The organism is Cryobacterium mannosilyticum (assembly GCF_004402705.1).
Taxonomy (GTDB): Bacteria; Actinomycetota; Actinomycetes; order Actinomycetales; family Microbacteriaceae; genus Cryobacterium; species Cryobacterium mannosilyticum.
Genome location: NZ_SOFM01000040.1, coordinates 59,670 through 85,517 on the forward strand (window position 1 = coordinate 59,670; position 25,848 = coordinate 85,517).

A 25,848-nucleotide genomic window follows, 5' to 3' on the forward strand; every position below is an offset into this window, starting at 1 on the left:
GGTCATGCGCCGGGATGCATCAGGCGCCAGATCCGGTCGCGCGACATCGGCAGCTCGTAGGGGCGGATGCCGATGGCGTCGCGCACCGCATTGGCCAGGGCCGGGGCGACCGGGTTGTAGGGCGACTCGCTCATCGACTTCGCGCCGAGCGGGCCGAGCGCATCCGTCGTCTCGGCGAAGTACACCTCGGTCACCGGCAGGTCGGCCAGCAGCGGGATGTGGTAGTTTCGCAGCACGCTCGTGGTGACCCGGCCGGCCCCGTCGAGGATGACCTCCTCGAACAGCGAGGAGCCGATCGCCTGGGCGACGCCGCCCTCGATCTGGCCGCGGCACTGGTCGGGGTTCATCACGACCCCGGCGTCCGCGGCCTGGATCGACTGGAGGATGAGCACCTCCCCGGTGAGGGTTGACACCGCCACCCGGAACGCCTGCACGTTGAACGCGACCGAGCGCCTCGCGCCGTCCTCGTCGGCCTCGGCGCTCACGGGGGCCGGCCCGTATGTCCCGGCGCTGAGCTTCTCCGCCAGACGCGTCGCCGCACGCAGCACGGCCTTGCCGGCGACGACGACCCCGGCCGAGCCGTACGCGCCCGTGTCGTAACCGGATGCGTCGGTGTCGGAGTGCAGGATGTCGATCAGGCCGGGGTCGATGTTCAGCGCCGTCGCCGCGAGCTGGGCGTGCACGGTGGTCGTGCCGTTGCCGAACTCGGCCGTGCCGACCCGCACCGTGTACCGGCCGGTCGGCTCCAGGGTCACCGAGGCGTGCGCGAAGTGCCCGCGCGGCGGCATGGTGGCGATCATCGCGGTCGCCATTCCCTCGCCCACCTGCCACTCCGGGCCGTCGGGCGCCGCCACACCGTTGCCGCGCTCGAGCGCGGCCTGGGCCAGGTCGAGGCACTGGTCGAGGCCGTAGCTGCCGAAGATCAGGTCGTCGCCCTCCACCCGGGTGACCACCAGCGGGTCGGCCGGGCCGACGCAGTTGAGCCGCCGCAGGTCGAACGGGTTCATCCCCAGGTCGCGGGCGAGGTCGTCGACGGCGGACTCGATCCCGAAGATCACCTGGCCGAGACCGTAGCCGCGGAACGCGCCGGAGGGGAGGTTGTTCGTGTACACGCTCTGGGCATCCACCCGCTTGTTCGGCACCGCGTAGAGGCTCACCGACTCCGAGGTGCCGTGGAACATCACCCCGGGGCCGTGGTTGCCGTAGGCGCCGGTGTCGGAGAGCACGCCGACCTTGAGCGCGGTGAGCCGGCCCTCGTCGGTTGCGCCGAGGGTGACCTTCACCCGCATCGGATGGCGCAGCGGCGCCGCGGTCAGCTCGTCGGTGCGGCTGAACTCGTACTGCACCGGCCGCCCGGTCTTCAGCACGGCGAGGGTGACGACGTCCTCGGTGAGGATCTCCTGCTTGCCGCCGAAACCGCCGCCGACCCGGGCGGTGAACACGCGCACGCCCGCCGGGTCCAAGTCGAACAGCCGGCAGATCTCCCGGTGCACCAGGAAGGGCACCTGGGAGCTCGTGCGGAGCACCAGCCGGTCGTCCTCGAGCCAGCCGATCGTGGCATGGGTCTCCAGCTGGGTGTGCGCCACCCGCTGCGTCTGCCAGTCTCCGGTGACGAGCCGGGTGGCCTCGACCAGGCCGGCCTCGAGATCGCCGTACTCGCCGTGCAGCTCGGCGACGAGGTTGCGCCCCGGGTCGGCCAGGCGGCTTACGGCGGCGTCCTTGTCGCCGTGCACGAGGGCGGCCCCCGGGAGGAGGGCCTCCGCCGGGTCGAAGACCGCGGGCAGCAGCTCGTAGTCGACGGAGATCAGCCGGCAGGCGGCCTCGGCGATCGCCACGGTGTCGGCGACGACGGCCGCGACCCGCTGGCCGCGGAACCGCAGCACCCGGTCGAAGACGAGGGTGTCGTCCGGGTCGTCGAGCCGGTCCTCGTGCCGGCCGGTGGAGTAGAGGGTGGCGGGGGAGTCGGCGTGGCTGAGCACGGCGTGCACGCCCGGCAGGGCGGCGGCCGCCCGGGTGTCGATCGAGCGGATGCGCGCGTGGGCATGCGGGCTCCGCAGCACACTCAGGTGAGTCAGGCCGGGCACGGCGACGTCGAGCGTGTACGGTTCCTGCCCGCTCACGATCCGTTCACTCGCCGGGGCGCGCAGCGAGGTGCCGACCTTGCCGGTGCGGATCACCCGGCCCAGAGTCGAGGCGGGGGCGTCGACGGGAGTCTCGGCGGGAGTCTCGGCGGGAGTTTCGACGGGGGCGCACGCCGACCCGTCCGAGGGTGTGTGCGTGCCGCGGATGGCGTCCGCGATCGAGCGATAACCGGTGCAGCGGCACAGGTTGCCCTTGAGCAGGCGCGGCAGGTCGTCGTGGTCGTGCTCGGTCAGGGTGGAGGCGGTCACGACCATGCCGGGGGTGCAGAAGCCGCACTGGAAGCCGCCGGCGTCGACGAAGCGCTGCTGTACCGGTGCGAGGTTGCCGGGCAGGCCCAGTCCGGCCGCGGTCGTGACCTGCGTGTCCTCGGCGCGGAAGGCCGGGAAGACACAGGAGTGCACGGGAGTGCCGTCGACCAGCACCGAGCAGGCGCCGCAGTCGCCCGTGTCGCAGCCCTTCTTCACCTCGAAGTGCTCCTGCTCGCGCAGGAAGGAGCGCAGGCACTGCCCGGGGGCGGCCTGGGCGTCGACCGGCGACCCGTTCACGGCGAGCCTCATGCCCGCACCCCCTCGCGCGCGTCCTCCCAGGAGTAGCCCGGGTTGCCCTGCCCGTGAGTGAGTTCGGCCCGGATCTCCTCGCCCAGCACGCCGCTCACGGCGCGGCGCCAGTCGGCGGCGCCGTGGGCATCCGTGAACCAGGCGTCGATCGCGGCGATGTCGCGCGCGAGCGCGCTCGCCGAGGGGGCGGAGTCGTAGCGGAGCTGCACCGGGTGCACGGTACCGGCGGTGACGGTGAGCACGAAGCCGCCGTCGGCGTCGGAGCGGCCGATCAGCAGGGTGCCGGAGCGGCCGAGCGGGGAGAGGGCGATCCGGCGGAAGGCCGTGCGGGAGCGCAGCGTCGACGCCGGGAGGAAGACCGAGCGCAGCACATCGCCGGGGTCCAGCCGGTTGGCCTGGTTGCCCGTCACGAAGTCCACGGCGGGCAGGCGCTCGTCGCTGCCGTCCGCGCGCCAGAGGAGGACCTCGCCGTCGAGGGCCGCGGCCAGCGCCGTCATCGGCCCGGCCGGCAGCGACGCGCACAGGTTGCCGCCGACCGTGGCGACGTTCCAGATCTTGAACGAGCCGTAGAGTGCGGCGGCGCACTGGAAGAAGAGCGGATGCGCGGCCAGCCCGATCGCTTCCGGCAGCCGGGACAGCTGGGCGATGGTGCAGGTGGCGGCGATGTCGAGGCCCCCATCGGTGACCGTGAGCGGCTCCCAGCCGAGGCTCTGCAGGTCGACCAGCCCGGTCAGGTGGGTCTGCGGCTCGCCGAACAGGTCGGTGCCGCCGGCCAGCGGCGCCACCGTCGGCCCGAGGGCGGCCAGGTCGTCGCGGCTGCGGGCAGAGGTGAGAGTCAGAACGGTGTTCAGATCCATCGCTTATCCCCAATGAACTAAGTTGCTAGGTTTCCAAGATAAAACTTAGCGGAGTAGCACGGGGTCGACGACCCGGCGCGCATCCTCACGGCCTCTTCACACCAATGCCCTCGGAGCAGGCGGTGTGCAGGCACGATAGCGCGAAAGTCAGGCGGAGGGGTCCGCGCCAGGGTGGTCGACGTCTGGCTGGTCGATGGCGGAGTGGTCGACGCCGTGCAGCTGGTCCAGGATGTGATCGAGCACGTCGTCGAGGAGGGTGAGACCATCGCGCACCCCACCGCTCGAGCCGGGCAGGTTGACGATCAGGGTGCGGCCGCGGGCGATGCCGGCCCGGCCGCGGGAGAGCACGGCCAGGGGAGTCGAGACGGCGCCCCGTCGGCGCAGCTCCTCCATCAGGCCGGGCAGCTCCCGGTCGAGCAGCGGCCCGGTCTGCTCGGGGGTGTGGTCGTGCGGGCTGACGCCGGTGCCGCCCGTGGTGATCACCAGGTCGTAGCCTGCGTCGACCGCGGCCCGCAGTGCCGCCCCGACCGGGTCGCCGTCGGGCACCACGTGGCGGCCGAGCACGGTCCAGCCGCGGTCGATCAGCCAGGCGTCGATGACGGGGCCGGTGCGGTCCGGGTAGATGCCCGCCGCCGCGCGCGTGGACGCCACGATGACCTGGGCGGTGCGCTCCGGGTGCGGGACGCGGATCGGGGCTGTCGCGGGTGCTTTCACGCCTCCATCCTGCCCCACCGACCGGCGCGGCCGGCCCGAACGCCCCGAACGGGCCTCGGCCGGGCAAGCAAAACCGCAAATACGGTAATAGGATGCGTTCCATGTCGCAGATACGGATCAAAGACGCCGCGGGGTACCTCGGGGTGAGCGATGACACCGTGCGCCGGTGGATCGACAACGGCACCCTGGCCGCGTCCACGGACGACTCGGGGCGGATGGTCGTCGACGGTCTCGACCTGGCCACCCTGGCCAGGGAGAACGCACTGGCGCCGGCCGACCCGGCCGACACCGCCAGTTCGGCCCGCAACCGTTTCATCGGCCTGGTGACCAGCGTGCTCAGCGATCCGGTCATGTCCCAGGTCGAGCTGCAGTGCGGCCCGCACCGGGTCGTCTCGCTGATGAGCACGGAGGCCGTGCGAGAGTTGGGCCTCGTTCCCGGTTCCGTCGCCGTCGCCGTGGTCAAGGCGACCACCGTCATCGTCGAGACGCCGAGGGGTCACCAGTGAAGCCGGGTCGTCGCCTGGCTGCCGCGCTCGTGCTGGTCCTGGCCACCGGCCTCACCGCGGGCTGTGCGGGTCAGGCCGGCTCGAGCCCGCCGTCCGCCGAAGGCGCGCCATCCGCTGCCTCCGGAACGCTCACCGTGTTCGCCGCGGCGTCCCTGACCGGCACGTTCACCGCGCTGGCCGACCAGTTCGAGGCCGCCCACCCCGGCGTCACGGTGACCCTCAACTTCGCCGGCTCGGCCGACCTCGTCACCCAGATCACCGAGGGTGCCCCGGCCGACGTCTTCGCGGCCGCAGACACGAAGAACATGGCGCGGCTGGCGGACGCCGGCCTCGTGACCGGGAAGGCGGCCGTCTTCGCGACCAATACGCTCGAGATCGCGGTCCCGCCCGGCAACCCCGCGCAGATCGGGTCGTTCGCCGACCTGGCCCGCCCCGGAGTCGCCGTGGTGACCTGCGCGCCCCAGGTGCCGTGCGGCGCCGCGGCCGCGAAGATCGAGGAGGCGACGGGCGTCAGCCTCACCCCGGTCAGCGAGGAGAACGCCGTCACCGACGTGCTCGGCAAGGTTTCCTCCCGGGAAGCGGATGCCGGGCTCGTCTACGTCACCGATGTCGCCGCGGCAGGCGACTCCGTGCAGGGGATCCCGTTCCCCGAGTCCGATCGGGCCGTGAACAGTTACCCGATCGGGGTGGTGGCCGGCAGTGCGCAGGCGGCGCTCGGGGCATCCTTCGCCCGATTCGTCACCAGCGCGGCCGGTCGGAAGATTCTCGCGGCGGCCGGTTTTGGCGCTCCCTGAGCTGACGGGTCGGCCGGCCTGGGGGTCTGGACCGACCGGACCGGCCGGATCGGTCGGACCGGTCACGCTCGGCGTGCCGCGCTGGATCCTCGCCATCGCCGCGCTCGGCGCGCTCTTCATCGTGCTGCCGATCGCAGGCATGACGGGCCGGGTGGACTGGGCCCACTTCGGCAGCCTGGTCACTTTGCCGTCCGCGGTCACCGCGCTGCTGCTGAGCCTCCGAACCGCGGCAGCGAGCACCGTGCTCTGCCTGGTCCTCGGGGTGCCGATGGCCCTGGTGCTGGCCCGGAGCCGGTTCCCCGGGCAGCGGCTGGTGCGCGCCGCCGTGCTGCTGCCGCTCGTGCTGCCGCCCGTCGTGGGCGGCATCGCCCTGCTGTCGACCTTCGGCCGCCGGGGTCTGCTCGGCCAGAGCTTCGAGGTTCTCGGCCTGCAAATCGCCTTCTCGACCACCGCCGTCGTGCTCGCCCAGACCTTCGTCGCCCTGCCATTCCTCGTGCTCAGCGTCGAGTCCACCCTCCGGGCCTCCGGCGCACGCTACGAGGCCGTCGCGGCGACCCTCGGCGCCACCCCCAGCGTCGTGTTCTGGCGGGTGACACTTCCGCTCGTGCTGCCCGGCCTGGTCTCCGGTGCCGTGCTCGCCTTCGCCCGCGCCCTCGGTGAGTTCGGGGCGACCCTCACCTTCGCCGGCAGCCTCGAGGGAGTCACCCGCACCCTGCCGCTGGAGATCTACCTGCAGCGGGAGACCGACCCGGATGCCGCGGTGGCGCTGGCGCTCGTGCTCGTTGCCGTGGCCGTGGTGGTCATGGTCGCGACGCACCGGCCGCGGGTGCTCTCGTGACGTTCGAACTGGCGGCCGTGGTCGCCCGGCGTGGCCTCGACGTCTCGTTCGCTGTGGCGCCGGGGGAGACCGTGGCCCTGCTCGGCTCCAACGGGGCCGGCAAGTCCAGCGTGGTCGAGATCAGCGCCGGGTTGCTCCGGCCCGATGTCGGCCGGGCCAGCCTGGACGGCCGGGTCCTGTTCGACCTGGGCCCCGGCCGACCGGGCGTCTGGCTGCCGCCGCACGCCCGCGGCACGGCGCTGCTCGCCCAGGAACCGCTGCTCTTCCCGCACCTCTCGGTGCGGGACAACGTGGCGTTCGGCCCGCGCAGCGCGGGGGAGTCCCGGGCCAGGTCCCGGGAGGTCGCCGACGAGTGGCTGGCCGCGGCCGAGGTCGCCGACCTCGCCGACCGGCGGCCGACCGCGCTCTCCGGCGGGCAGGCGCAGCGGGTGGCCGTGGCCAGGGCCCTCGCGGCGGATCCACGGCTGCTGCTGCTCGACGAGCCGATGACCGCGCTCGATGTGGCCGCGGTGCCCGCGCAGCGCCGGCTCCTGCACCGGGTGCTGGCCGGACGGTCGGTCATCCTGGTCACCCACGACCCGCTGGACGCCCTGGCCCTCGCCAGCCGGGTGATCGTGCTCGACCGGGGCCGGATCGTCGAGGAGGGCCCGACTCGCGCTGTGTTCGCGCAGCCGCAGACCGAGTTCACCCGTGCCCTGACCTTCGGCCTCGACCTCTCGGTCGGCCCCGCCGGCCCGGCCGCGGCCACCTGACCTCCCGCCTCCCGCCCCTGCTTCCCGCCCCTGCTTCCCGCCCCTGCTTCCCGCCCCTGCTTCCCGCCCCTGCTTCCCGCCTCCTGCTCCTGCTCCTGCTCCTGCTCCTGCTCTTGCTTCCTGCCTCCGCCTCCCTGTGCCGAATTCAGGACAAACGGATGCCGGCGACCGGGATTCCGCGTGATTCCGGGGCCCGACCCGCGGCATCCGGGCAGTTCTCCTGAATTGGCCACGGTGCGGTCGCGGGCCGTCACGCGGTGCGCAATCCGCGGGCAAAGGAATACGCTTAAACAATGACCGTTCCCACAACCTCGTCCACCCGTGCGACCGCTCGCCCGTTGACGGACGAGGAGGTGGCCCGGATCCGCAACGACTTCCCCATCCTGGAAACCCGGGTCAACGGGCATCCGTTGAATTATCTGGACTCGGGGGCCACCTCGCAGAACCCGGTCAGCGTGATGGAGGCGGAGCAGGAGTTCTACGAGCAGCGGAACGCCGCAGTGCATCGCGGGGCGCACACCCTCGCCTTCGGCGCCACCGAGACGTTCGAGGCCGCCCGCGCCACGGTCGCCGCCTTCATCGGCGCCCAGACCGACGAGGTCGTCTGGACCTCGAATGCCACCGAGGCGGTCAACCTGGTGGCCTATTCCCTCTCCAACGCGTCGCTCGGCCTCGGCGGCGAGGCGGCGAAGCGGTTCCGGCTCGGCGCGGGCGACGAGATCGTCGTGACCGAGATGGAGCACCACGCCAACCTGATCCCGTGGCAGCAGCTCGCGCTGCGCACCGGCGCGACCCTGCGGTTCATCCCGGTTCAGGATGACGGCACCCTCGACCTGGCCGCCGCGGCCACCGTGATCGGCTCCCGCACCCGCCTGCTCGCCGTCACCCACGCGTCGAACGTCGTCGGCACGATCAATCCCGTCGTCGAGCTCGTCGCCCTGGCCCGAGCGGTCGGCGCGCTGGTGCTGCTCGACGCCTGCCAGTCGGTGCCGCACCTGCCCGTCGACGTCGCGGCGCTCGACGTGGACTTCGCCGTCTTCTCCGGCCACAAGATGCTCGGCCCGACCGGCATCGGAGTGCTCTACGGCAAGGCCGGCCTGCTCGCCGACCTGCCGCCGTTCCTCACCGGCGGCTCGATGATCACGACCGTCGACATGCACACAGCCGAGTTCCTCGCCCCGCCGCAGCGGTTCGAGGCGGGTACCCAGCGCATCTCCCAGGCGATCGCCCTCGCCGCCGCCGTGGGGTACCTGACCGAGACGGGAATGGAGCGCATCGCGGCCCGGGAGGCGGAGCTCGGCCAGCGCCTCGTCGCGGGGCTCAGCGACATCCCCGGTGTGCGCGTGCTGGGGCCGGGCCTCGGCGTGGAACGGATCGGCCTGGCCAGCTTCGACCTGGCCGGCGTGCACGCGCACGACGTGGGCCAGTACCTCGACGAGGCCGGAATCGCGGTGCGGGTCGGGCACCACTGCGCCCAGCCGCTGCACCGGCGCCTCGGCGTGACCGCGTCCACGCGCGCGAGCACCTACCTCTACACGACCACCGACGAGGTGGACCAGTTCCTGGCAACCCTGCGCGAGGTTGCGCCGTTCTTCGGAGTCCGTTCATGACCAGCACCGCGATGCAGCAGCTCTACCAGCAGATCATCCTCGACCACGCGAAGGCCAGGCACGGCGCCCCGGCCGAGGGATTGCCGCCGATCCCGGCCGCGCCTGCGTCGGTCGTGCCTGCGTCAGTCGTGCCTGCGGCGGCCGAGCCTGGGTCGGCCGCACCGGGGCCCGACGGGCTGCGGGTGGGCGAGTCGCACCAGGTGAACACCACCTGCGGCGACGAGGTCACCGTGCGGGTCGGCGTGCGCGGCCCCGGTGAAGAGGCCGTGATCGAAGAGTTCGCCTGGAGCGGTGACGGATGCTCCATCTCGATGGCGTCGGCATCCGTGCTTCACGACACCGTGCGTGGCGTGACCGTCGCCGAGGCCAGGGCAATGCTCGACCTCTACCGGGAGATGCTGCGCTCCCGGGGCACGATCAAACCCGACGAGGAGATCCTCGGTGACGCGGCCGCCTTCTCCGGCGTCTCCCGCTACCCGGCCAGGGTCAAGTGCGCGATGCTCGCCTGGGTAGCCTTCGAGGCTGCCCTGCTCCCCGCCGCCGAATAGCATCGCCTGCCCTGTGGTCGGGCCTGCCGAGACCGGAGAATGAATCTTCGAATAAGTTATCCACAAGTAGTGACGAACCCTCAAATTTGTGTTCGTGTTTTGGTATCTTCGTGGCATGGACTCACCGGCAGAGCAACTCAGACAGGCAGCGGATGCCGTCGCCCGCCTGGGCTGCTCCAGCGCCGACCTGGAAGCCCTTCCTGACGCGGTCGTGTTGACCGGTCAGCGGGAGATCGCAAAGGCCCGCCGCCTGCTCGAGGTGTACGCCGCGTGGATGGCCGCGACCATCGCCGACCGGTCCCGCCCGGAGCTGGGCCATTCCGGCCTGGCCGCGCAGCAGGGGTTCCTCTCCCCGGAGGCGATGATCCAGAAGGTCACCGGCTCAAGCAAGAACGAAGCATTCAAGCTCGTCGCCGTCGGCACGATGCTCGCCCGGGCCGAGACCGCCGACCGGCAGGCCGCAGACGGCCTCGGGTCGCCCGGCGCCGACGGGACTGGCGCTGACGGGACCGACGGCGACGGGGCTGGTGTCGACGGGGCTGGTGTCGATGGTGGTGCGGGCGGCGACTTGGGCGGTCTCGACGGTCGCGCTGATGGTTCCGGGGCCGGATCTGTGGGCGTCCCGCCCGATCCGGGCAGCCCGGTGTCGTGGCAGGCGCCGATCGCTCGCGCCGTGACCGCCGGGACCCTCTCCGTCGACGCCGCCGAATCGATTCGCAAGGGCCTGGGCGATATCGACACCGCCGTCACCGCCGACAAACTCGCCACCGCCCTCACCCGGCTCCTCGCCGAAGCCGGCCAATTGAATGCGGACCAATGCTTCACCCGCGCCCGAAGGATGCGCGACGACCTCGACCAGGCCGGCATCGCCGCCCGCGAGAAGCAGGCCTACGACGACCGGTTCCTCAAGGTCTACCGCCTCGCCAACGGGATGGTCCGCCTGCACGGGCTCTTCGCCCCCGAAGATGGCGAGTTCGTGCTCTCCACCTACGACTCGATCACCAGCCCCAGACGCGGCGGGGTGCGCTTCGTCGACAAGAAGCGCAAAGCCTGGGCCAAGGCCGTCCAGGACGACCCGCGCAGCACCGCGCAGATCGCCGCGGACTCGTTCGTGCAACTACTCAAGATCGCCGGCGAAGTCGACCCCGGCCAGATGCTCGGCGGCCGCCGCCCCGCCGTGCGCATCATCGTCACCCAGAAAGACCTCACCAACGCCACCCACGCCAACACCGGTGCCGGTGCCGGCGGCGGCAGCGCAACCCCGGCGCCGGCCGGCACGTCCCCCTCTATACCAGTAACACCGTCAGAACCCGGCGCCTCCGGAGCACCTGAAGCGCTGGGAGCGCCGGGCAGGTCACTCCTCCGGCCTATTCCAGCGGCCAGACCTGACACAGCCGCTCCCTCCAGCCAGCCTGGCCAACCCAGCCAACCCAGCGAGCCTGATCTATCCGGCCAACCCAGCGAGCCCGATCTATCCGGCCAATCGAGTGCACCCGGCGAACCCGGCCATGCCAGCCAAGCCGGCCAAACCGGCCAAACCGGCCATGCCAGCCAAACCGGCCATGCCAGCCAAACCGGCCATGCCAGCCAAACCGACCAAACCGGCCATGCCAGCCAAACCGGCCAAACCGGCCATGCCTGCCAAGCCGACCTGTCCGGCGAGCCCGGCCGGCCGGGGACGGCCGTGGTCCTGGCGGCCGGGCACGGGTCCATCGAGGGCAGCCCAGCTCCGATCTCCCTCGCCACCGTCGAACGACAACTCTGCGACACCGGCTACCTCGGAATCCTCTTCGACAACACGGGCCAACCCATCGACGTCGGCAGGGAACAACGCCTCTTCACCCCGGCCCAACGCACCGCCATGGGCGCCCGCGACGGCGGCTGCGTCTGGCCCGACTGCGACCGGCCACCTGCCTGGACCGAAGCCCACCACCTCAAGGAGTGGCTCCTCGAACACGGCTACACCGACCTCGCCGACGGAGTCTGCCTCTGCCACCCCCACCACCTGCTCCTCCACAACACGGCCTGGGTCATCCTCCGGGGCGGCGACCACTACTGGCTGAAGCCACCGGTCTCGGTCGACCCGAAACAGACGCTCATCCCCCTCCCCAGCAAGACCCACCGCCAACTCGACCCGGGCACGCCAACCCGGGACCGGGACACCGACTGACCGGCAGGTTCACCGGGCCCCGACCGGCAACGCCACCGACAAGTGAGATCGCCGAAGCATGGCACTGGACCACCTCGGGCTCGACAACCGCGGGTTCTCCGGGGCTCGGGGGCTCGACTTCGCGAGTTCAGGGGTCTCGACGGGCGCGACTTCGCGAGTTCTGGGGTCTCGACGGACTCGACCACCGGTGAGTGGGCCCGCAGGAGTCATGCCTCCAGGTCTCGACGAGCTCGATCATCGGGGTTTCGGGATCTCGACGAGCTCGATCATCGCGGGATCGCGGGATCGCGGGATCTCGGGGTCTCGGTGTCGCGGGGTTTCGAGGGGCTCGACCACCGCTAGTTCCGGGGTCTCGAGGGGCTCGACCATCGTGGGGTCTCGGGGTCTCGGGGTCTCGGGGTCTCGGGGCCTCGGGGTCTCGAGGGGCTCGACCACTGTTGGTCTCGGGGTCTCGAGGGGCTCGACCACTGTGGGGTCTCGCGGTCTCGGCGGGCTTGACCTCCGGGGCCTGGCCTAATCCGCGATGGACGAGGCGGAGACCGCAACTCGGTCCCGGAGGGCGCTCTGACGGGCGAGGCGAGGGAGGAGCGCGGCGCCCTCGAGGGCGCTGGCCATCGGCGAGCGAATGTCGATGGCCGGCCAGAGGGCGCGGAGGCCCTGCTCGAACGGCAGATTGATCTCGGGTGCCCGCAGCACCCCGCCGAGGCCGCAGACGACCGGGGACTCGCCGGATCCCTCGCCGACGCGGCGCAACCCGGCCGCGACCGAGAGCACGAGTTCGGCGGCCGCGGCGACGCAGATGGCGGCGGCGACGGCATCCGTCGGGGCCAGCGCGGTGACATGCCGGGAGTACGCCGCGATACGGCTCACACGGCCCGGATCGCCCTGCAGTTCGAGGTAGGCCGTCTCCAGGTCGGGGAAGTCCTCTCGCACCGCGTCGGTCAGCGCCGAGCGCGGACCGCGCCCATCGTAGTCGCGCATGACCGCGTCGAGGGCGGCGCGGCCGATCCAGTAGCCACTGCCGGCGTCACCGATCAGGTTGCCCCAGCCGTCGATCCTGGTGACCGCGAACTCGCCGACGGCGAGGGTGACCACGCCGGTGCCGACCGCGATCACAGCGCCCAGGCCGTCGCCGAGCGCGCCGAGGTACGAGGTGACAGAGTCGTGGGCGAGGCACACCTCGCGCACGCCGAGGGCGCCGGTCGCCGCGCGCAGCCCGTCGGCGTCGGCGGGAGAGTAGGTGAAGCCGGAGATCCCGGCGCTGACGGTGTGGATGGACGCGCCGGATGCACCGGCCACCCGGGTGACCACGTCGACCAGCTGCGGGATCAGGTCGGTGTCGGTGCGGATCCCCGCGAACTCGAAGGTCTCCTCGGCAGCGCCTTCGCCGCGAAGCAGCGCCCGGATGCCGGTCTGGCCGGCATCGATCGACAGGAAACGGGGTCGGTCACTCATGAGAGGTCAGTCCTTGCAGGGCACGGTAGTGCTGGGTCAGGAACGCCCCGGCCGGTTTGCCGTAGACGCAGTAGTCGTCATTCCGGGATGCCTCGCCGGCCGGGTAGAGCCGGGCGGCCAGTCCCAGAGCATGAAACCGAGCATCCACTCCCGCTCGCCGGCGGCGGCGAACATGTCCTCGTAGTATCCCAGTTGTTCCGCCCCGCTCGGGGAGCCGGGCAGCGCCCAGTCGTTCGGCCTGGCGGCGGAGCCGGTGCGGCTCGGGCAGCCGGCCTCCATGAAGAAGAACGGTTTGCCGGCTCGGGCGACGACCGGTTCGATCCGGTCGAGTTCGGCCGGGAAGGAGCCCAGCGGGTAGTAGCCGCTCGAGCTGATCACGTCGACCGCGTCCCACCAGTCGATGTGATCCTCCTGGTACTTGTCACAGTTGTAGGTGACCAGCCCCGAGTAGACCGTGCGCACGGAGGCGATCAGGATGCGCCAGCGGGCACCCTGGCCGTCGGCGCGCACCATCTCGCAGCCGATGCAGAGCATCTCGCAGCCCTCGGCCTCGGCCATCCGGGCCGCGTGCAGGATAAACGCCGTGTACGACTCGAACCAGTCGGCCCAGCCGGGCTCGCCGGGCACCTCCCAGTCGAAGAAGCCGATGTAGGCGCGCCAGGTACCGTCGGCGCAGTTGACCACGGGCTTCAGGCAGACCTTGAGCCCGAGGGCCTTCGCCTCGCGGATCGCCCAGCGCACCTCCTGGTCGGTGACGGTGGGTTCCCGGTCGAACGGGATCTCGGTCGACTGCGCGTTCTCCTGCACGGCCGCGTAGGCCAGGGCGGTCCAGTTGACGCCGTGCTCGCTCATCCGGGCCATCGAGCTCCGAGCCTCGGCGGTGGCCCAGTCCCCGCGCACCCCGGTCCAGCCCCAGGTCATCCCGCAGACCGGGCCGTCGAGCGCCTCGGCGGCGGCGGTCACGGCCTGACCAGCTGGTTTCCGCTGCGCAACACCGTCGGCGCCGACAGGGCCGCCAGATCGAGTTCCGCGGCGGAGGTGACGGTGAAGACGGAGCTCTCGCCCGGCAGCAGCGTCACGAGCATGTCGTCCACGGTGCCGGCCGGGTCGACCTTGTCGACGAGCAGGGCCAGGTCGCGGGTGAGGGTGTGCGCGGTGACGGTGAGCCGGTAGCCGCCCTCGACCCGGTCGAGCCGGGTGTCGAGCGCGGGGGCGCTGAGGTGGGAGTCCCTCGGCTCGGCGAAGAACCAGTGGCCGCGCACGCCGGCAAGGCCCGCGCGCAGGAGCTCCGACGCGGCATCCGTCGGCCGGGCCACGGATGCCGGCAGCGGCACGGTCACGGTGGACCGCGCCGGCAGGGTGACCTGCTCGCTGTGCTCGGCGAGCACGGTTCCAGTGTCGGTGAGCCGTGCGACGATCAGCGGACCGGCCCAGGGCTCGGCCGAGTCGTTGACGACGATCACGGCGAGCCCGCCGTCTCGCGGCTGGACGGTGACGAGCCGGTCGGCGTAGGCGTGCCGGAGCGCGTAGAGCAGCGGCTTCGGCCGTCCGTAACCGTCGACGGCCGCCCAGGAGGTGACCGGCCAGCAATCGTTGAGCTGCCAGACGATGCTGCCCATGCAATGCGGCTGCAGCGACCGGAAATGCTCGACCGCGGTGCTGATGGCGTTCGCCTGGTTCAGCGACATCGCCCAATGCCAGGCGTCGATCTCGTCCGGCAGCGGGTAGTGCGCGAGCAGGCCGTCGGTGAGCTTGACGTTGCCCTCCATCGCCTTCTGGTGCACGAGCATGCCCGGCGACTCCGGGGTCAGCGGGGAGTCGCTGATCGAGCCGGTCATGGTCGACCAGGTCGGCGGGCCCTGCCAGCCGAACTCGGCCACGAACCGCGGCGTGTACTCGCGGTAGTCGGGGTAGTCGCGCTGGTTCCAGAGGTCCCAGATGTGCATGGTGCCGTGGCGCTGGTCGTTCGGCGTGTGCCCTCCGTCGTCCGGCGCGGGGCCCGGGGAGAACGGGCTGCCCGGCGTGTAGCCGATGTGCGGGGCGAGCTCGGCGACGATCCGCGGGAACACCTCGTAGTAGTAGCCGGCACCCCAGGTCTTGCCATCGAGGCGCTTCTTCCAGTTCCACTCCTCGTGGCCCCAGAGGTTCTCGTTGTTGCCGTTGAAGACGACCAGCGACGGATGCGCGGCCAGCCGGGCGACGTTGTCGCGGGCCTCGGCCTCGATCTCGTCGCCGAGCGGCGCCTCCTCGGCGTAGGCGGCGCAGGCCAGCAGGAAGTCCTGCCAGGTGAGCATGCCGCGCTCGTCGCAGAGCTCGTAGAAGTCGTCGGCCTCGAAGATGCCGCCGCCCCAGACCCGGATCAGGTTGATGTTGGCGAATTCGGCCTGTTCGATCCGATGCTGGTAGCGGGCCCGGTCGACCCGGTGCGGGAAGGCGTCGTCGGGGATCCAGTTGGCGCCGCGCACGAAGACGGGCAGGCCGTTGACCACGATTGTGAACGGGGTGCCCGCGTCGTCGGGCGCGGTGTCGAATTCGACCGTGCGGAAGCCGACCCGCCTGGTCGCGGTGTCGAGTTCGGTGGCGGCGCTGCTGAGGGTGACGTCCACGTCGTAGAGGGGTTGCTCGCCGTAGCCGCGGGGCCACCAGAGGGCGACCCCCGGCAGCTCCAGGCGCACGACCGCGGTCGTCTCCCCGGTCGCGAGCTCGACGGTCGCCGTCACTCCGGCGACGGATGCCGTGACGGCCAGCGTCTCGTCGCCGGCCCGGGCGATCTCGACGTGCACGTCGACGCTCCCGGTGGTCTCGCCGTGGCCCCCGCCGGTGGTCGAGCTTGTCGAGACCCCGCCGACCGTGGCGATCGGGCGCACGCTCTCGATCCGTGCCACCGACCAGCTCTCCAGCGTCACCGGGCGCCAGATCCCGCTGGTGCTCGTGTCGATGCCCCAGTCCCAGCCGAAGCTGCAGGCCATCTTGCGGATCGCGTTGTAGGGGTGGTGGTTCACGTGGGGGCGGTATCCGAGGTCGAGACTGGCGGCATCCGCTGCCCGCACGGGGGAGCGGAACGTGACGGTGAGCTCGTTCAGCCCTGCCCGCAGCCGGGGCCGCAGGTCGAACCGGTAACGGCGGTGCATGTTGCGTGTCTCGCCGATCGGGTGCCCGTTCACCTCGATCGACGCGATCGTGTCGAGGCCGTCGAAGACCAGCTCGGTCTGCGTGCCGCCGCCCGGCTGCCAGGCGAAGGTCTTGGTGTACCGCCAGTCGGTCAGGCCGATCCAGGCGAGCCGGTGCTCGTTGTCGTCGAGGTAAGGGTCGGGGATCAGCCCGGCGGCCAGCAGGTCGGTGTGCACCGAGCCGGGCACGGTGGCCGGGATCACGGCCTGGCGTACCTCGCGGGGCACCGGGCCGTCCAGGGAAGCGACGGTCCAATCGGCGCCGAGCGAGCGGCGGATCGGGTGGGCGACTGTCGGAGCGATCAGCGCACGGTCGGGAGACACGGCACGGCTGGCGGACCCGGCCCGGTCGGCGGGCATGGTCTGGTCGATGTGGATCGTCATTACTTGGTAGCTCCCGAGGTCACGCCGTTGTAGATGAATCGTTGCAGGAAAAGGAAGATGATGAGCGTCGGCAGGATCACGATCATGATGCCTGCCGCGATGACCTCCCACTGGGCGCCGTAGGGGCCCTGGAAGCGGAAGAGCGAGGTGCTGATCACGGCCAGGTCCTGGCCGGGCATGTAGAGGTAGGGGATGTAGAACTCGTTGTAGATCGCGATCCCCTTGATGATCACGACGGTGGCGATGGCCGGGCCGAGCAGCGGCAGGATGATCCGCCAGTAGATGCCGAGACGGCTGGCGCCGTCGAGCATGGCGGCCTCGTCGAGCGACCGGGGGATGGACTGCATGAACTGGATGAAGATGTAGATCGAGAGGATGTCGGTGCCCATGAACAGGATGATCGCCGCGCCGTGGGTGTTCACGAGGTGGAACCAGTTGACGACCTGGTAGGTGGCCACCTGGGTGGTCACTGCGGGCACGAGGGTCGCGATCAGGAAGAGCGCGAAGACGAGCTTCTTGAACCGGAACTCGAACCGGTCGAGCACGTAGGCGGCCATGGTACCGATCAGGATGGTGCCGGTCACCGAGACGACGGCGATGAAGGTCGTGTTGAGGAAGCCGGTGAGCATCCGTCCCTTGACGAACGCGGTGACGAAGTTGCCGAAGTTGAGCCAGTTCTCCGGCGGCACGAGCGGGCCGGAGGTGGCGTATTCGGTGTTGGTCTTGAGCGAGGCGAAGACGATCACCACGATCGGCACGAGGGCGACCAGCGAACCGAGCACGAGGGAGGCGTACTTCCCGGTGGTCCAGAGGGAACGGATCATGAGGACAGGGTCACTTTCTCGTCGGGGACGACCTTGCGCTGGATCCAGGTGACGAGCAGCACGATGATGAGCAGGATCACGGCCATCGCCGAGGCGAGCCCGACCTTGCGGAACACGAACGCCGTCTGGATCGTCTGGATCACAAAGGTGGTGCTGCCGTTGGCCCCGCCGGTGATGATGAACGGCAGCTCGAAGGCCGACAGGCTTCCGGCGATGGCGAGGATGAAGGACAGGCTGATGATGCGCTGGATGCCGGGGGCGATGATGTAGCGGAACTGGTGCCACTTGTTGGCGCCGTCGAGGTCGGCCGCCTCGTAGAGTTCACCGGGGATCGACTGGATCGCGCCGAGGAAGAGCACGAAGTTCAGGCCGATGTAGCGCCAGATGGCGACGCCGGCCAGGGAGTAGTTGACGGCATCCGGGTTGCCGAGCCACTGGGTGGACAGGCCGCCCATGCCGAGGAAGCCGAGGACCGCGTCGAGGGTGCCGCCGGGCCGGAAGAAGAACAGGAAGATGAACGCGATGGCGACCGCGTTGATCAGGTACGGGAAGAACAGGATGCCCTTGAACAGGCTCCGGAACCGGGTCTTGAAGCTGAGGATGGTGGCGAAGTAGAGCGCCAGGGCCATCTGCAGGAACGACGCGGCGAAGTAGTAGAGGCTGACCGCGAACACCTGCCAGTACTGCGGCTGGGTGAAGATGCGGAGGAAGTTGTCGAAGCCGACGACCTTCTTGGTCTGGTCCAGGCCGTCCCAGGAGGTGAAGCTGTACCAGATCATGTTGCCGACCGGGATGTAGGTGAAGGTCAGCAGCAGCGCTAGCGGGATGGCCAGGAACAGCCAGGGCATGACGATGGCCGTGTGGGTCCGGCCGCCGCGCACCTCGGTGCGGACGAAACGGCTGGTGATGGTGCGGAGAGTATCCCCGGGCGTCCGGCGAGCCAGTTGTTGCGACATCCGGTGTCCTTTCTTCGGGGATACTCCCCACGGTGCTGCTGGGTGGAAACGGTCGTGCTGGGTGGAAACGGTCGTGCTGGGTGGAAACGGTCGTGCTGGGTGGAAACGGTCCTGCAGGGTGCTGCTTAGCCGATCGACTTGACCGCGTCGGCCCACTTCTTGTTCAGCTCGGCGAAGTACGAGGCCTTGTCGCCCTGGGCTGCGCCGCGGGCGATGTCGACGAGCTTCGCCCGGTAGATGTTGCCGGTGAGGTCGATCTCGGAGGCGCTGACGATGTCGTTCTCGAGGGTCTCCTTGCCAGCCGGGGCCGGGGTCAGTTCGAGGTACTCGACGCCGGCCGTGGTGAAGTCGGCGAGGATCGCCGGCACCTCGCCGTCGACGAGCGGGGAGAGCCCGCCCTGAGCGGCCGCGTAGCCGGACTTCTGGGCGAACCAGTCGATCCAGGCGCGGGCGGTCGCCTTGTTCTCGGACTTGACGCTGATGCCGTTCTTGTAGTCGCCGGCAACGGTCGAGTGGAACTTGCCGTCGACCTGGTACGGGAAGGGCAGGTAGCCGATGTCTTCCTTGTCGCCGCCGGCGGTCACCGCGGCATCCTGCATCTGGGTGATCGACCAGGAGCCGAGCACCATCGAGGCGACCTTGCCGCTGCCGAGGGAGCCCTTTGAGGTCTCCCAGTCGGTCGTGGTGGGGTCTGCCTCGCTGAGGCCGTCCTTGACGATGTCGAAGAGCAGTCCGTCGGTGATCTCGTGGTACTGGCCCGTGGCCCAGGGGGCGTCGGAGGCGATCAGCTTGTTGGACTCGTCGGCGTCGCCAGTGATGGCGCGGTTGCCGTCCCACTGGCTCAACGGCCAGCCGTCCTTGTAGTTGGTGTAGTACGGGACGGCGTCGGTCTTGTCCTTGATCAGGCTGAGGTCGGCCAGGAACTCGTCCGGCGTTTTCGGGAGGTCGGTGATCCCGGCCGCCTTCCAGACCTTCTTGTTGTAGACGATGCCCTGGGCGTTTCCGGTCTGGGCGACGCCGTAGGCCTTGCCGTCGTAGGCGGCCTCGTTGACGAACCGGTAGGTTTCGCTGAGCTTCTTCACGCTGTCGAGGGGCTCGAAGAACTGGGGGAGTTGCGCCTTCGTGACGGTGTTCGGGATGAGGAGCACATCGCCGTAGCTGCCGCTCGACATGCGGGTGGCGACGTCGGTCTCGTACTTGGCGATCGCCTCGAACTTGACCTTCGTGCCCGGGTACGCCTTCTCGAACTGGGCGGCGTAGTCCTTGAACGTCGTGTCGACGATGTCGGTGCGGTTGGTCAGCACGGTGATCTCACCGGTGACCTTGCCGGTGCCGGTCGAACCCGACGCGCCGGACGAGCATCCGGCGAGCAATGCGGTGGCCGCGAGAACGGCCACTCCTGCGATGAGCTTCTTTGCCATCTGTTTTTCTCCTGTTCGGTGTCACCCTTGACCCGCTGAGGCACGACCGCGACTTCGCGACTCGTGAATCTCCGGTGCTGCTGTCGGGCCTACGTTAGGCGACTTAAGAAAGCTATGTCAAGCACAAATGTCAGCGCTGTCTTGACGTGTCCACTCCATCTTTGCCGCCCGAAATCCCAGTCATTCATTGGAGCCGATGGGTGTGTATCTCCCCGAATGTCGGAAGAATGTCTACCAAAATGTCCCACGTTGACATAGGGTGTGTCCGTGCCCAGGAATCCCGAGTGACCACCCAGTCCCGCGCCACCCTGGCCGATGTGGCCCGGCTGGCGGGCGTGAGTTCCAAGACCGTGTCCCGGGTGTTCGCCGGGGCAGGCAATGTGAGCGCGGAGACCAGGGAGCGGGTGCTCGGCTCGGCCAAGCGGCTGCGCTTCCGGCCGAACAACATCGCTCGGAGCCTCCGCCGGGGCGCGGTCTCGAACACCGTCGCCTTCGTGATCGGCGACCTCACCAACCCGTTCTACTTCCACGTGGCCGCCGGGATCGAGCGGGAGCTAGCCGCGAGCGGGCTCACCATGGTGCTGGCGACCACCGACGACACCCCCGAGAGCGAGGAGGTCGTCGTCGACGCGCTGCTCGCCCAGCGGGTGCGCGCGTTGCTGCTCATCCCGGTCGCCGACGACCAGTCCTACCTCGACGGCGAACGGCAGCTGGGCACGCCCGTGATCAGCGTCGACCGTCCGGCACGGAACCTGCTCGCCGACTCCGTGGTGCTAGCGAACCGCCAGGGCATGGCGGATGCCGTGCGGTCGTTGACGGCGCTCGGCCACCGCAAGATCGGCTTCGTCAGCAACCCCTCCGCGATGTACACGCTGCGCGAGCGGCTCGCCGGCTACCGGGAGGCGCTTCGCGAGGTGGGGGTCACGGACACGGCGAGGTGGGAACGGGTCGACGACGACCCGGCCATCTCGGCCGAGCAGGCCGTGCGCGACCTCCTCGACCGGGCGGACCCGCCGACGGCGATAGTCGCCGGCAACAACCGGGCGAGCGCGGGGGCGGTGCGCGTGCTCCGCGACCGGGAACCGGCGGTGGCCTTCATCGGTTTCGACGACTTCGAGCTGGCGGATGCCCTAGGCATCTCCGTCGTCGGCTACGACACCATGGAGCTCGGCCGCACGGCCGCCCGGCTCGCGCTCGAGCGCCTCGCCGACCCCTCCGATTTCACCAAGCAGCTCGAGATCCCCACCCGGGTAATCCACCGCGGGTCAGGCGAGATCCCGCCCCCGCTCACCTGATTTCGGCAGGCTCACCCACCGCACCGGTGGTCGAGCCGGTCGAATTCGACGGTAATTCTGCCCGAATCGGCTCAAAATCGGCCCGGGGAGGCGCCAAAACGCGAAAATCTCCGTCGAATTTGACGGCAAGCTGCGGGCAACGGAGGTCTGAGCGACCGATGGTCGAGCCCGTCGAGACACCTCGCGTGAGGTGATTTCGGCAAGCTCAATCACCGGCAGGCTCACTCACCGTGCCAGCACGCGCCCCAGCCACGCCGACTGGCGCACCCAGTGATGCCCGCCGCCGCCCTCGTGCTGATTGAACGGGTACACCTCGATCTCCGCGTCGCCGCCGTAGCGGTTGAACGCGGCGAACACCGTCGACGGCGGGCAGACCGGGTCGAGCAGCCCCACCGAGAACAGGGCGGGCGCCGTGGCCCGGGCGGCGAAGTTCACCCCGTCGAGATAGGACAGGGTGCGGAAGGTCCGCTCCGCGGCGTCCCGGTGCACCGAGAGGTAGCGCACGATCTCCTGGTACGGGTCCTCCTCGGTCATCCCGACGGCCCGCTCGAAGTGGCAGAGGAACGGCACCTCCGGCAGCACGCCGACGAGCCCGTCGGCGAGCCCGGCCGCGGCGAGGGCGATGCCGCCGCCCTGGCTGCCTCCGCACACCGCGACGCGGGCCGGGTCGACCCGTTCCAGGGTGCGGATCGCGTCGATGGCGCGCACGGCATCCGTGTACACCCGCCGGTAGTAGTGGTCCTCCGGCCGCTCGATGCCACGGGTCATGAACCCGGGCACGGATGGCCCGGTGCCGTTCGGGTCGGGGGTGTCGCCGCCGGAACCCCAGACGCTGCCCTGGCCGCGGGTGTCCATGAACAGGTAGGCGTAGCCGGCGGTGACCCAGGCCAGGCGCTCGTGGGGGAGGCCGCGGCCGCCACCGTAGCCGTTGTACTCGACGATCGCAGGCAGAGGCCCGGTGGTGCCGGCCGGGAGCAGGTACCAGGCGTGCACCGGCTGACCGCCGAAGCCGGGGAAAACCAGGTCGTAGACCTCGACCTGGGTCAGCGGTGACTCCTGCCGGGTCAGCCGGGGTTCGGTGGGGAAGCGGCGGGACTCGGCAAGCGTGCTGCGCCAGAAATCGTCGAAGTCGGCCGGTTCGGCGACCTGGGGGCGGTACTCCCGGAGTTCCGGGAGGCTGAGGTCGAAACGGGGCATGGCGGGGCCTTTCGGTTGGAGCCGGGATTCCGGGAGAGCGGGGAAAATCAGTTGGTCAGGTGGTCTGGCGGGAAACGATGCGGGCGTACCGGTTGCCGAGTGCCATCAGCTCGTCGTGGCTGCCGAGCTCGACGATCCGGCCCTTCTCGATGTAGGCGATCCGGTCGGCCTCCCTGATGGTCGAGAGCCGGTGCGCGGCGATCAGGGTGGTGCGGTCGCGGAACAGGGTGGCGAGGGCATCCTTCACCATGCCCTCCGAGTCGGCGTCGAGCGCGCTGGTGGGCTCGTCGAGGATGAGGATGCGCGGGTCGCGCACCAGGGCCCGGGCGATCGCGAGGCGTTGCCGCTGCCCGCCGGAGAGGCCGGAGCCGCGGGTGCCGACGATGGCGTCGAGGCCGGCTCCGCCCGGGGAGTCGGCGGGGCCGAGGATGTCGAGCGCGTTCGCGCCGCGCAGGGCGGTGAGGATTCTCTCGTCGTCGACCCCGGTGAGGCCGTACGCCACGTTGTCACGGATCGTGCCCTCGAACAGCACGGACTCCTGCGGCACGATCGACACGTGGCTGCGCACGCTGCGCATGTCCAGGGTGTTCATATCGTGGCCGTCGAGCAGCACCCGTCCCGTGGTCGGGCGCACGAAGCCGAGCACGAGGTTGAGCAGGGTGGACTTGCCGGAGCCGGAGGGCCCGACCAGGGCGATGGTCTCTCCGGCCCGGATCGACAGGCTGATCTCGGTCAGGGCGGAGCGCCCGCCGAGGTACTGGAAGGTAACCCCGTCGAGCTCGATCGCGCCGGAGACCGAGGCGACCAGGTCGCGGCCGTCGTTGACCTCGACGTCGGGCTCCTCCATGATCTCCGCGATCGAGCGCATCGACTCGAGGCCGCGGGAGACCACCGGCGTGACATTGAGCAGGTTGACGATTCCCCCGGTCAGCACGGTGAAATAGGTGCTGAGCAGCACCACCTGGCCCGGGCTGATCGGGATCAGCTGGGTGATCGAGGCAGCGGATGCCCCGACCAGGCAGGCCACGCCGAGCACCTGGTAGGAGACCCAGGAGAACGCGCCGAACCGGCCGTTGAGGGTGTCCAGTTCCTGCCCGGCGACGCTGACGCTGCGGGCCTGCCCGGCGACCCGCTTCGAGGCCACCAGCTCGAGCCCGTGGCCGCGGGTGATCGGGATGAGCGCGGCCATCTCGCCGACGCCGGCCGAGAACCGTTCCACCTCCAGCCGGAAGTTCTCGTTGCGCGCGCCCGCCCGGGTGCGGATGTACCGCACGAGCAGCGCGGCAACCGGCACGGTGACCGCGAAGACGCCCACGAACGCGGGCACCGCGATAGCCGTGATCACGATCGCGCCGGTGAGGGTGAACACGGTGGAGAGCACGGTCGGGAACGCCTGCTGCATCATCAGCTCGAGGTTCTCGACGTCGCGCACCACCTTGGTCTGCACGATCGAGGCGCTCTGTCGGTTGTGGAACCCGATCGACAGGCGCTGCAGCCGCTCGGTGAGGGCGTTGCGCACGTCGACGGCCATCGACCGGGTGGCACGGCTGGAGCCGCGCACGTAGAGCATGTGGAACGGGTAGTTCAGCGTGAGCAGCACGGTCGCCAGCCCGGCCAGCAGCCACAGGCTGGGCAGAGGGCCGCGCGCGACGACGATGTCGATGATCGCCGCGGTCAACGGCGGGAGCACCCAGGCCGGGCTGTCCTTGACCAGGAAGGCGAGGGTGGAGAGTGAGAGCCGGCCGCGGTAGGGCCGGAGCAGGCGGAGGAACGACCGGAACGGCTCGGTCTTGACGACACCCTGCTCGATCGCGTTCGTTCGGGACGGGTCACCCATGGCACACCTCTTCGACGGCCGCGCGGGGGCGCGGCGATAACGATTCGGCCGTCGGCCTCAAGCGGGCGGCGGTCGAATGCGTTGACGGGGTGCGTCCTCTGCCCTGGCGTGTTCGGCACGCCGGGGCTGTCGCGGTGCGAGGTCGCTGACACCGGTGAGGGTGTCAGCGACCAGCCTAGCGGCAGCGGCGTGCGCCGGTCAGCGCCTGCGGTAATAGTCCCGCCAGATCAGCCGATGCACCGGGATCCAGCGCGGGATGTCCCGGAGGCCGGGGATGAACGGCACTAGCGTCAGCAGCACGCTGAGCACGAGCATCAGCAGCAACACCAGCAGGTCGGCGTTCGGCGCGGAAGCGAACGGCTCCACCTGGTACCAGAACGAGAACAGCCACAGCCAGGACTGGCCCGGCGTGTTCCCGGTCTCGTTCATCATGCCCCACTGGTCGCCGGTGAGGTGCTGGGCGGTGGCCAGGTCGCCGAAGTACGCCCCGTCGCCGAGGAACAGCGTGCCGCGGGTGTAGTCGAAGTTGTAGAACTTGTCCTTCGCCGTGAGCACGCCGTCGAGCGCGCCCTGCTTCGCCATGGTGAGCAGCGAATCGGTGAGCACCGGCACTGGTCCGTAGTCGCCGGCCGCCACGTTTGCGGGGTCGTTGTCGGTGGCCTTGGTGAGGGCATCCGAGTAGGTGGTGGTCCAGGTGGTGCGCTGGGCGTCGCTCGCGGTGACCCAGTCGGCCAGTTCGGGCGGCGGCGAGTTGAGCGTGGTGAGCGGGTCGATCACGAGGTCGTTGGCCGTGTCGATCGGGAGCTGCACCCCGGAGAAGCTCTGCAGGTCGAGCGGGCCGAGGGTCTGGGTCGCATCCGCGGTGTTGTTGTAGGGCGGCCCGTAACCGGCGGTCTCGCTGGTGCCGCCGAGTTCGGCGGTAGCGGTGGCGACGAAGTCGGCGGGGGCGGCGATCGCCCAGGACTTCAGGGTGACGCTCGGCTCGTCGGGCGAGCCGAAGACCGCGGACAGGCCCAGGGTGATGATGCCCATCACGACGAGGGCCACCGTGAGTTCCTTGAACAGGTCGTATTCGCGCACGGTGCCGCGCCAGGGGCGGCGAGCCAGGCCGTCTCTGTCGGCGCGGGAGGCGCGCAGGTTCGTGGTGCTCATCGCCCGGCCTCCCCGGCGTCGGTGTCAGCACCGGGCTGGAGCTGCGCGTCGGTGTCAGCGGCCTCGAGCGGCGGAACCACGCCGTGCATCCGCACCAGCACGACGTGCAGGGCGACGACGGCGCCGACGGCCAGCGGCAGCAGGATGATGTGGAACATGAAGATCTGGCCGAGGTTGGCCACGTTGAACCAGGCGCCGATGCCGGCGGCGTTCAGCGCGTCCTTGCCCTCGAACGCGATCCACTGCGAGTCGAAGTTGGTCTGCAGCAGGTAGCCGGTGAATGCGGTCACGATCGAGACCAGGAACGCGCCCATCCCGGTGATCCAGGTCAGTGTGCGCCCGCCGCGCCAGGCGGCCATCCAGTACTTGCCCCAGAGGTGCACGACCATGGTCATGAAGAAGAGCTCGACGCTCCACAGGTGCACGCTGTTCACGAAGTGGCCGAGGTCCGACAGGTGGTACCAGGCGGGGCCGTTCAGGCCGAGGATGACGCCGGAGGCGAGGATGAAGACGAGGGAGACGATCGCGCCCATGCCGAACACGTAGATCCAGGATGCGACGTAGCCGGGCTGGTCCTCGGGGAGGAGCTTGTCGGCGGGGAGGTGCCGCAACAGAGCGCCCCTCGCCCTACCTGTCCAAGTGTGGTAGTCGGCATCCTCGGGGTTCGAG

General features: G+C 70.2%; 21 protein-coding genes. 8 read left to right on the top strand and 13 right to left on the bottom strand.

The window, feature by feature from the left end; all coding sequences use genetic code 11:
• Positions 1 to 2 precede the first annotated feature (2 nt).
• The 3 genes from E3O32_RS12885 to E3O32_RS12895 all read right to left on the bottom strand — a co-directional run bounded on the left by E3O32_RS12885 (position 3) and on the right by E3O32_RS12895 (position 4,270).
• Positions 3 to 2,699, bottom strand: coding sequence for a molybdopterin-dependent oxidoreductase (locus E3O32_RS12885; RefSeq protein WP_134510128.1), 2,697 nt, complete (start codon positions 2,697 to 2,699; stop codon positions 3 to 5).
• Positions 2,696 to 3,556, bottom strand: a complete 861-nt coding sequence (locus tag E3O32_RS12890; RefSeq protein WP_134510130.1) for an FAD binding domain-containing protein — start codon at positions 3,554 to 3,556, stop codon at positions 2,696 to 2,698. The genes E3O32_RS12885 and E3O32_RS12890 overlap by 4 nt, the downstream gene beginning before the upstream one ends.
• Positions 3,557 to 3,703: 147 nt before the next feature.
• A complete protein-coding gene (locus E3O32_RS12895; protein ID WP_198417572.1) occupies positions 3,704 to 4,270 on the bottom strand; it encodes a MogA/MoaB family molybdenum cofactor biosynthesis protein in 567 nt (188 codons plus the stop codon).
• A 101-nt stretch (positions 4,271 to 4,371) separates the two neighbouring features.
• On the opposite strand from E3O32_RS12895, the gene E3O32_RS12900 reads away from it, so the two are divergent.
• The 7 genes from E3O32_RS12900 (at position 4,372) to E3O32_RS12930 (ending at position 11,488) form a co-directional block, all read left to right on the top strand.
• Positions 4,372 to 4,776 (top strand): TOBE domain-containing protein, encoded by a 405-nt coding sequence (locus E3O32_RS12900; RefSeq protein ID WP_134510132.1) that lies wholly within the window; start codon positions 4,372 to 4,374, stop codon positions 4,774 to 4,776.
• Positions 4,773 to 5,570, top strand: a complete 798-nt coding sequence (gene modA / locus E3O32_RS12905) for a molybdate ABC transporter substrate-binding protein (RefSeq protein ID WP_134510134.1) — start codon at positions 4,773 to 4,775, stop codon at positions 5,568 to 5,570. Before E3O32_RS12900 ends, modA begins: the two co-directional genes overlap by 4 nt.
• Positions 5,571 to 5,643: 73 nt before the next feature.
• Complete coding sequence (locus E3O32_RS12910) at positions 5,644 to 6,408, top strand: ABC transporter permease (protein ID WP_241974929.1); 765 nt, start codon at positions 5,644 to 5,646, stop codon at positions 6,406 to 6,408.
• The gene (locus tag E3O32_RS12915; RefSeq protein WP_134510136.1) at positions 6,405 to 7,160 is read left to right on the top strand and encodes a sulfate/molybdate ABC transporter ATP-binding protein; all 756 of its coding nucleotides are present in this window, start codon (positions 6,405 to 6,407) and stop codon (positions 7,158 to 7,160) included. Before E3O32_RS12910 ends, E3O32_RS12915 begins: the two co-directional genes overlap by 4 nt.
• A gap of 293 nt (positions 7,161 to 7,453) precedes the next feature.
• Positions 7,454 to 8,770, top strand: a complete 1,317-nt coding sequence (locus E3O32_RS12920; protein ID WP_134510138.1) for an aminotransferase class V-fold PLP-dependent enzyme — start codon at positions 7,454 to 7,456, stop codon at positions 8,768 to 8,770.
• The gene (sufU, locus tag E3O32_RS12925; RefSeq protein WP_134510140.1) at positions 8,767 to 9,318 is read left to right on the top strand and encodes a Fe-S cluster assembly sulfur transfer protein SufU; all 552 of its coding nucleotides are present in this window, start codon (positions 8,767 to 8,769) and stop codon (positions 9,316 to 9,318) included. Before E3O32_RS12920 ends, sufU begins: the two co-directional genes overlap by 4 nt.
• Before the next feature lie 115 nt (positions 9,319 to 9,433).
• Positions 9,434 to 11,488, top strand: a complete 2,055-nt coding sequence (locus E3O32_RS12930; protein ID WP_134510142.1) for a DUF222 domain-containing protein — start codon at positions 9,434 to 9,436, stop codon at positions 11,486 to 11,488.
• 513 nt (positions 11,489 to 12,001) lie between these two features.
• Here the strand turns inward: E3O32_RS12930 and E3O32_RS12935 are convergent.
• The 6 genes from E3O32_RS12935 to E3O32_RS12960 all read right to left on the bottom strand — a co-directional run bounded on the left by E3O32_RS12935 (position 12,002) and on the right by E3O32_RS12960 (position 19,698).
• Positions 12,002 to 12,943: an N-acetylglucosamine kinase gene (locus E3O32_RS12935; protein WP_134510144.1), complete on the bottom strand. Its 942-nt coding sequence runs from the start codon at positions 12,941 to 12,943 to the stop codon at positions 12,002 to 12,004.
• A gap of 36 nt (positions 12,944 to 12,979) precedes the next feature.
• Positions 12,980 to 13,906, bottom strand: coding sequence for a glycoside hydrolase family 113 (locus E3O32_RS12940; RefSeq protein WP_338145201.1), 927 nt, complete (start codon positions 13,904 to 13,906; stop codon positions 12,980 to 12,982).
• Positions 13,903 to 16,497, bottom strand: coding sequence for a glycoside hydrolase family 2 protein (locus E3O32_RS12945; protein WP_241974931.1), 2,595 nt, complete (start codon positions 16,495 to 16,497; stop codon positions 13,903 to 13,905). The genes E3O32_RS12940 and E3O32_RS12945 overlap by 4 nt, the downstream gene beginning before the upstream one ends.
• Positions 16,497 to 17,321 carry a carbohydrate ABC transporter permease gene (locus E3O32_RS12950; protein WP_134510146.1) on the bottom strand — a complete coding sequence of 275 codons (825 nt, stop codon included), beginning with the start codon at positions 17,319 to 17,321 and terminating at the stop codon, positions 16,497 to 16,499. The genes E3O32_RS12945 and E3O32_RS12950 overlap by 1 nt, the downstream gene beginning before the upstream one ends.
• Positions 17,318 to 18,277: a carbohydrate ABC transporter permease gene (locus tag E3O32_RS12955; protein WP_134510147.1), complete on the bottom strand. Its 960-nt coding sequence runs from the start codon at positions 18,275 to 18,277 to the stop codon at positions 17,318 to 17,320. The genes E3O32_RS12950 and E3O32_RS12955 overlap by 4 nt, the downstream gene beginning before the upstream one ends.
• Before the next feature lie 125 nt (positions 18,278 to 18,402).
• Positions 18,403 to 19,698, bottom strand: a complete 1,296-nt coding sequence (locus E3O32_RS12960) for an ABC transporter substrate-binding protein (RefSeq protein ID WP_134510149.1) — start codon at positions 19,696 to 19,698, stop codon at positions 18,403 to 18,405.
• Positions 19,699 to 19,982: 284 nt separating this feature from the next.
• Between E3O32_RS12960 and E3O32_RS12965 the strand changes: the two genes are divergently transcribed.
• Positions 19,983 to 20,993 (top strand): LacI family DNA-binding transcriptional regulator, encoded by a 1,011-nt coding sequence (locus tag E3O32_RS12965; RefSeq protein WP_134510151.1) that lies wholly within the window; start codon positions 19,983 to 19,985, stop codon positions 20,991 to 20,993.
• A 225-nt stretch (positions 20,994 to 21,218) separates the two neighbouring features.
• On the opposite strand, the gene E3O32_RS12970 is transcribed toward E3O32_RS12965, so the two are convergent.
• The 4 genes from E3O32_RS12970 to E3O32_RS12985 form a co-directional block, all read right to left on the bottom strand.
• On the bottom strand, positions 21,219 to 22,190 hold the full coding sequence (locus tag E3O32_RS12970; protein WP_134510153.1) for an acetylxylan esterase: 972 nt from the start codon (positions 22,188 to 22,190) through the stop codon (positions 21,219 to 21,221).
• Between the two features lie 55 nt (positions 22,191 to 22,245).
• Positions 22,246 to 24,027 carry an ABC transporter ATP-binding protein gene (locus E3O32_RS12975; RefSeq protein ID WP_134510155.1) on the bottom strand — a complete coding sequence of 594 codons (1,782 nt, stop codon included), beginning with the start codon at positions 24,025 to 24,027 and terminating at the stop codon, positions 22,246 to 22,248.
• A gap of 198 nt (positions 24,028 to 24,225) precedes the next feature.
• On the bottom strand, positions 24,226 to 25,179 hold the full coding sequence (locus E3O32_RS12980; protein ID WP_241974932.1) for a hypothetical protein: 954 nt from the start codon (positions 25,177 to 25,179) through the stop codon (positions 24,226 to 24,228).
• Entirely contained in the window at positions 25,176 to 25,790 is a 615-nt protein-coding gene (locus E3O32_RS12985) for a cytochrome b N-terminal domain-containing protein (RefSeq protein WP_241974933.1), read from the bottom strand. Before E3O32_RS12985 ends, E3O32_RS12980 begins: the two co-directional genes overlap by 4 nt.
• Positions 25,791 to 25,848 lie beyond the last annotated feature (58 nt).